Consider the following 6,173-nt stretch of genomic DNA (forward strand, 5'->3'; position numbering starts at 1 on the left):
AGCATTTCTTTGATACTGCGGCCGAAGAGGCGGAATTGTACAAAACCGGTGGTAACGGTGAAAAAGAGGCCTGCGCCTAAAAGCATATATACCAACCCCGACCACATTGGGTCGTTGATGGCGTTTATCCAGCCGTGAAGCTGTTCGAAAAATTGATCCATACAAACCTTTCAGAGTTTCTGCATTTTCAGACGGCCTGTGTGTGGAGGCTGTCTGTAACTGGATGTATTCTAGCAGACTGTCAACAAACTGAAAAACGTTTACATATTCTTTTTTATATTATCTTTTTGATTATCATGTAATTTTATTATTATGGTGTAAAGGATTTATCGATTTAAACTCTTCCGTTTTACATATTTGAACAAAAAGGCCGTCTGAAAACAGAGTCTTGTTTTCAGACGGCCTTGATTTTATTTCAATGCGTTATTCGGGACGCATTTGTGGGAACAGAATCACGTCGCGGATGGTTTGCGAATCGGTCAGCAACATGACCAAGCGGTCGATACCGATGCCGCAGCCGCCGGTCGGCGGTAAACCGAACTCCATGGCGCGGATGTAGTCGGCATCATAGTGCATGGCTTCATCGTCGCCGGCGTCTTTTTGCGCCACTTGCGCTTTGAAGCGTTCGGCTTGGTCTTCCGGATCGTTCAACTCAGAGTAACCGTTTGCCAGTTCGCGGCCGACAACGAAAAGCTCGAAGCGCTCGGTCAAACCCGGTTTGCTGTCGGATGCGCGTGCCAATGGCGACACTTCGACAGGGTAGTCGATGATGAAAGTCGGGTTCCACAGTTTGCCCTCGGCGCAACCTTCAAACAGGGCAAGTTGCAGGCTGCCGATACCCGGAGACGGAGGCAGGCTTTCGCCGTGTTTGACGATTTCTTTTTTCAGCCATTCTTCATCGTTCAACTGCTCATCGGTGTAGTGCGGATTGTATTTCTTGATGGCACCGAGAATGGTCAGGCGTTCAAACGGGCTTTCCAAATCGACTTCTTTGCCGTTGTAGCTGATTTTTGCCGTACCGTTTACCGCGCGGGAAGCGTTGCGGATGATGTCTTCCGCCATTTGCATCATGCGTTCGTAGTCGGAGAAGGCTTCGTAGAATTCGATCATGGTGAATTCAGGGTTGTGGCGTACGGACATGCCTTCGTTGCGGAAGCTGCGGTTGATTTCAAACACGCGTTCCAAGCCGCCGACAACCAAGCGTTTTAGATACAGCTCGGGAGCGATGCGCAGGTAGAGTGGAATGTCCAAGGCATTGTGGTGAGTAACGAACGGTTTTGCCGTCGCACCGCCAGGAATCGGGTGCATCATTGGGGTTTCAACTTCCAAATAATGCTCGTTAACCATGAAATTGCGCACGGATTGGATGATTTGGCTGCGTTTGATGAAGGTATTGCGCGATTCTTCGTTGGCAATCAAATCGACGTAGCGTTGACGGTATTTGGTTTCCTGATCGCTCAAACCTTTGTGTTTGTCGGGTAGCGGGCGCAGGGATTTGGACAGCAGGCGGATGTTGGACACGCGCACGGTCAATTCGCCGTGGTTGGTTTTGAACAAAGTACCTTCCGCACCGATGATGTCGCCTAAGTCCCAGTGGTTGAAGTCGTCCAAAACTTCTTGGCTCACGCCTTTGTTATTCAAATAAAGCTGGATTTGACCGGTAACGTCTTGAATGGTGGCGAAGCTGGCTTTGCCCATTTGACGTTTGAGCATCATACGGCCGGCCACTTTGACGGGAATGCCTTGCGGGTCGAGTTCTTCTTTGCTGATTTCACCGTATTGGGTGTGCAGGTCGGCGGCAAAGCTGTCGCGTTTGAAATCGTTAGGGTAGGCATTGCGTTCTTTACGGATGTTGTGCAGTTTCTCGCGGCGCAGGGCGATGATTTGGTTTTCGTCCAACTGCGGCTCGATTTGAGGATTGTTTTGTTCGCTCATGGTGTTTTCCGGAAAAATGAGTCAGGCTGTCGGAGTTTTCAGACGGCCTGAATAAAGTGAAAAATTGGCTCTATTTTACGCGATGTCGGTGTTTTTTTCTATAAAGGCAGAAAGGCCGTCTGAAACCTGAAAAATCGGTTTCAGACGGCCTTTTGTTTTATGAAGGGCAGTTAGATATTGGTTTCCAAATAAACGACTTGGGTTTGCAGATATTCTTCCAAACCGTGTTTACCGTCCGCGCCGCCGATACCTGATTTTTTCCAACCGGCATGGAAGCCCTGCATGGCTTCGAAGTTTTCGCGGTTGATGTAGGTTTCGCCGAAACGCAGACGGCGGGTTACATAAAACGCTTCATTCAGATTGGTGGTATAGACGGAGCTGGTCAGGCCGAATTCGCTGTCGTTTGCCAAGGCTATGACTTGGTCGAGCGTGTCGAAAGTGGCAACCGGCAGGACTGGGCCGAAGGTTTCTTCCTTCATGATGTCCATGCTGTTGTCGGTATCGGTCAGCAGGGTAGGTTCAAAGAAGTAGCCTTTGCCATCGGCACGTTTGCCGCCGCAGACTAGTGTCGCCCCTTGTTTGACGGCGCGTTCGACTTTCTCGGAAACGGCTTTGACGGCGCGCTCTTCAATCAACGGGCCCATTTCCAGTGCGCCTGGCTCGGCTTCGGCCGGGTTGCCGTAGCGCACGCCTTTCATTGCGGCGGTCATTTTTTCGATAAATGCGTCTTTCAGGCTGCTGTGGACATATACGCGTTCGGCGCAGTTACAGATTTGGCCGGTATTGCCCACGCGTGAAGCCAAGATGGATTTCACTGCCAAGTCCAAATCCGCGTCTTTCAAAACGATGGCAGGGGCTTTGCCGCCCAGTTCCAGTGAGACTTTGGTAATGTTGGTGGCGGCGGCTTCCATTACTTGGCGGCCTGCATCGACAGAACCGGTCAGGCTGACCATATCGACTTGCGGATGCGATGCCAAGGCATTGCCTATTTCTGCGCCAGGGCCGTTGACGACGTTGAATACGCCGGCCGGTAAGCCTGAAGCGTGAACGATTTCAGCAAAAATGTGGCAGTTAATCGGGGTAACGCTGCTTGGTTTGACGACGATAGTATTGCCTGTTACCAAAGCCGGGCCCATTTTTCGGGCAATCAGGAAGAATGGGAAGTTCCACGGCAAAATGCCGGCGATTACGCCCAAAGGACGTTTGAACAATAAAATATTTTCGCGCGGGCGGTCGCTTTGGATGATTTCGCCTTCATAACGGCGCGCCCATTCGGCTTGATAATCGAGATAGTCGGCAGTGAACATGACTTCTATGCGTGCCAAGTCTTTGGTTTTGCCGCCTTCAGCAACAATAGTGTCGGTCAGCTCGTCGGCACGTTCGCGGATGCCTTGGGCGATTTTGCGCAGGTATGCGCCGCGTTCAACGGCAGGCAAACGCTCCCATGCAGTTTGCGCATCTCTGGCCGCGGCAACGGCACGATCAACATCGGCTTTTCCGCCTTTAGGCTCACGCGCGATGACTTCTTCGGTTGCCGGATTCAATACATCACGCCATGTACCGTTAAAGTCGGTTTCAAAGCGGCCGTTGATATACATAGACAGTTGTTTCATCAAACCTTCTCCTGTTGTTGTAGTTGGATGTAGTTTTAGTCTATGCCTAAATTGTCTGGCATACAAGAGGATTTAGCGTGGGTTGATGGTAGGTATTTGGAAGTTTTTAGAAAAATATGATGTGTGGGGAGTTGGGTTTGATTGATTTAAGAGGTTTGTGATGCTTTCAGTTACATCTATAACAGCATTGTGACAAAGCTCGAATATTCTTGATGTTGATAATAAGGGAGGTATTGAGTGAAGAAAGGCTTGATGGAGAATATAAAAAAACCTGCTTTTTTCAAGGCAGGTTTTCATATTTTGGTGGGTCGTGAGCGATTCGAACGCTCGACCAACGGATTAAAAGTCCGCTGCTCTACCGACTGAGCTAACGACCCGATAAGCTGTGCATTATAGGGAACTTGTTTCTTTTCGTCAACTATTTTTTTGAAATTTTTTTCAAAAAACGTAAATTGGCTGTTATTTGGCGTTAATTCTTCCTTTTTTGAGCATTTATTATGTTATGATTTTTGGGTCTGTCAGTTTTGACGGATATTTTTTAGACCAAAGGATATACAACATGAAAAAATTATTGATTGCTGCAATGATGGTAGCCGGCTTGGCGGCGTGTACACAAGAAGCGAAAAAAGAAACCCAAGAGGCGGCTTCTGCTGTTGCTTCCGATGTAAACGCTGCTGCTGAAAATGCAGCTTCTGCTGTTGATGCTGCTGCTTCTGAAGCCAAAGGTGCGGCTGAGCAAGCTGTTTCTGATGTTAAAGACGCTGCTGCAGATGCTAAAGCAACTGCGGATAAAGCAGTTTCTGACGCTAAAGATGCTGCCGGTAAAGCGGTTGAAGAAGCTAAAGAAGCTGTTTCTGATGCTAAGGATGCTGCCAAAGACGCAGCTAAAGACGCTATGGGTAAAGCAGCCGATGCGACTCAAGAAGCTGCCGACAAATTGAAAGACGCTGCTAAATAAGCTGGTGTTTGATATTTGAAAAGGCCGTCTGAAATGTTCAGACGGCCTTTTTATATCGGCAGATTATTTTTTCTCTTGCTGACGCGTGTACACCAAAGAAGTCAGGATGGACGCGCCCAGTGCGCCGAAGACGACGGACAGGGAAATGGAAATCGGGATATGTACCCAGTGCATAATCAGCATCTTGATACCGATAAAGCTCAACACGAAAGCCAAGCCGTATTTGAGGAAAATAAAGCGTTCGGCAAAGTCTGCCAGTAAGAAGTACATGGCACGCAGGCCCAAAATGGCAAAAATGTTGGAAGTGAGGACGATGAAAGGGTCAGTGGTTACGGCGAAAATAGCAGGGATGCTGTCCACGGCGAAGATGATGTCGCTCAATTCGATCATAATCAATACCAGCAAAAGCGGCGTAGCGATACGTTTGCCGTTCTCGATGGTAAAGAATTTTTCACCGTCAAACTGTTGGCTGGTCGGGATGACTTTTTTGAGCAGGGTTAGGATCTTGTTTTGGGAAAGGTCTTCCTCAACTTCGGCTTCGGGCTTCATCATGTGAATGCCGGTGTATAAGAGGAATGCGCCGAAGAGGTACAAAATCCATTCAAATTGTTGTACCAAGGCTGCGCCGATGAAGATCATGATGGCGCGCAGGACGATGGCGCCGAATACGCCATAGAGTAAGACGCGGTGTTGGAATTTGGGTTCTACTTTGAAGTAGCCGAAAATCATCAGGAAAACGAAGATGTTATCGACGGCAAGGGATTTTTCGAGTACATAGCCGGTGAAGAATTCGAGGACTTTTTCTTTGGCGACAACGGCCCCGTAAGTCGGGTTGCCCGCCAGTTCAAAATAGAGCCAGCCTGCAAACGTGCAGGATACGGCCACCCAAATGCCGCTCCAGGCGAGGGCTTCTTTTATGCTGACTTTGTGGGCGCCGTTTTTTTTCAGCGATACCATATCGATGGCGATCATGATTGAGACGGCAATAAAGAAGATGCCGTAAAACATCGGCGAGCCGACGGACGGGTATTGGGTCATAAACAATCCTTGTGTGTGGGGTATGGGTAAGGTTTACCAAGACAGGTAGAACATCGCCTTGGCAAAAAAGACGATAAACAGCATATGGCTGAATACGACGGCGTGTATGTATTTCGACCAGCCGACGGTGAGGGTGTGCCGTGCCATTTTGACGACGGCGATGGCAAAATGTACCAAAACGCTTATTGCCAACAGGATTTTGATGCTCAGCATGATGCCGAAAGAGCTGTCAAATGGGTGGTGAAGTATCGGCAGGTAGCGGTTGTACACCATCACGATGCCGCTGATGAACAAGGTAATGACGACAGGCGGCATTACGCGGACGGCACGATAGGACATGGCACGTTCGACTTCGCGGCGCGATTCGCGCGAAACGCGGCCGGTGTGCAAAACGGAGAGAACCAGCATTTCGAAAAATACGCCGCCGACAAAGGCAATCGCGCAATAAACGTGGATGATGTGTGCCAGTGCGTAGATACTCATGAAGGGTGTTTCCGGTAATTCAGACAAGTCGTCATTGTATCACTACCGAATGCGGTTGATGTATGCACAATTTTATGCCAAGTATATTAAAATTTATAAATATTCTTTTGGAATTGCCGTTTGTTTTTGTATTTAACCGCTCATCA

The 6,173-nt window shown here is 48.7% G+C and carries 5 protein-coding genes, 1 tRNA gene and 1 pseudogene; 1 reads left to right on the plus strand and 6 read right to left on the minus strand.

Going from position 1 to position 6,173, the window contains the following annotated elements; all coding sequences use genetic code 11:
- From ACTHUE_RS09515 to ACTHUE_RS09530, 4 genes and pseudogenes are all read right to left on the minus strand, one after another.
- Window positions 1-161 (minus strand): annotated as a pseudogene (locus ACTHUE_RS09515) (sodium:alanine symporter family protein); the annotation flags it as partial.
- A 262-nt stretch (window positions 162-423) separates the two neighbouring features.
- Window positions 424-1,935 carry a lysine--tRNA ligase gene (lysS, locus tag ACTHUE_RS09520; protein ID WP_070461269.1) on the minus strand — a complete coding sequence of 504 codons (1,512 nt, stop codon included), beginning with the start codon at window positions 1,933-1,935 and terminating at the stop codon, window positions 424-426.
- 170 nt (window positions 1,936-2,105) lie between these two features.
- The gene (aldA, locus tag ACTHUE_RS09525) at window positions 2,106-3,548 is read right to left on the minus strand and encodes an aldehyde dehydrogenase (protein WP_107769523.1); all 1,443 of its coding nucleotides are present in this window, start codon (window positions 3,546-3,548) and stop codon (window positions 2,106-2,108) included.
- A gap of 301 nt (window positions 3,549-3,849) precedes the next feature.
- Window positions 3,850-3,925: transfer RNA gene (locus ACTHUE_RS09530), tRNA-Lys, on the minus strand.
- Between the two features lie 182 nt (window positions 3,926-4,107).
- On the opposite strand from ACTHUE_RS09530, the gene ACTHUE_RS09535 reads away from it, so the two are divergent.
- Window positions 4,108-4,506, plus strand: a complete 399-nt coding sequence (locus tag ACTHUE_RS09535) for an Ag473 family lipoprotein (RefSeq protein ID WP_070645672.1) — start codon at window positions 4,108-4,110, stop codon at window positions 4,504-4,506.
- Between the two features lie 63 nt (window positions 4,507-4,569).
- On the opposite strand, the gene ACTHUE_RS09540 is transcribed toward ACTHUE_RS09535, so the two are convergent.
- Complete coding sequence (locus tag ACTHUE_RS09540) at window positions 4,570-5,544, minus strand: TerC family protein (RefSeq protein ID WP_107769496.1); 975 nt, start codon at window positions 5,542-5,544, stop codon at window positions 4,570-4,572.
- A gap of 33 nt (window positions 5,545-5,577) precedes the next feature.
- Complete coding sequence (locus tag ACTHUE_RS09545; protein ID WP_049330770.1) at window positions 5,578-6,027, minus strand: CopD family copper resistance protein; 450 nt, start codon at window positions 6,025-6,027, stop codon at window positions 5,578-5,580.
- Between the last annotated feature and the right edge of the window lie 146 nt (window positions 6,028-6,173).

The sequence above is a fragment of the Neisseria sp. P0021.S005 genome (assembly GCF_051956955.1).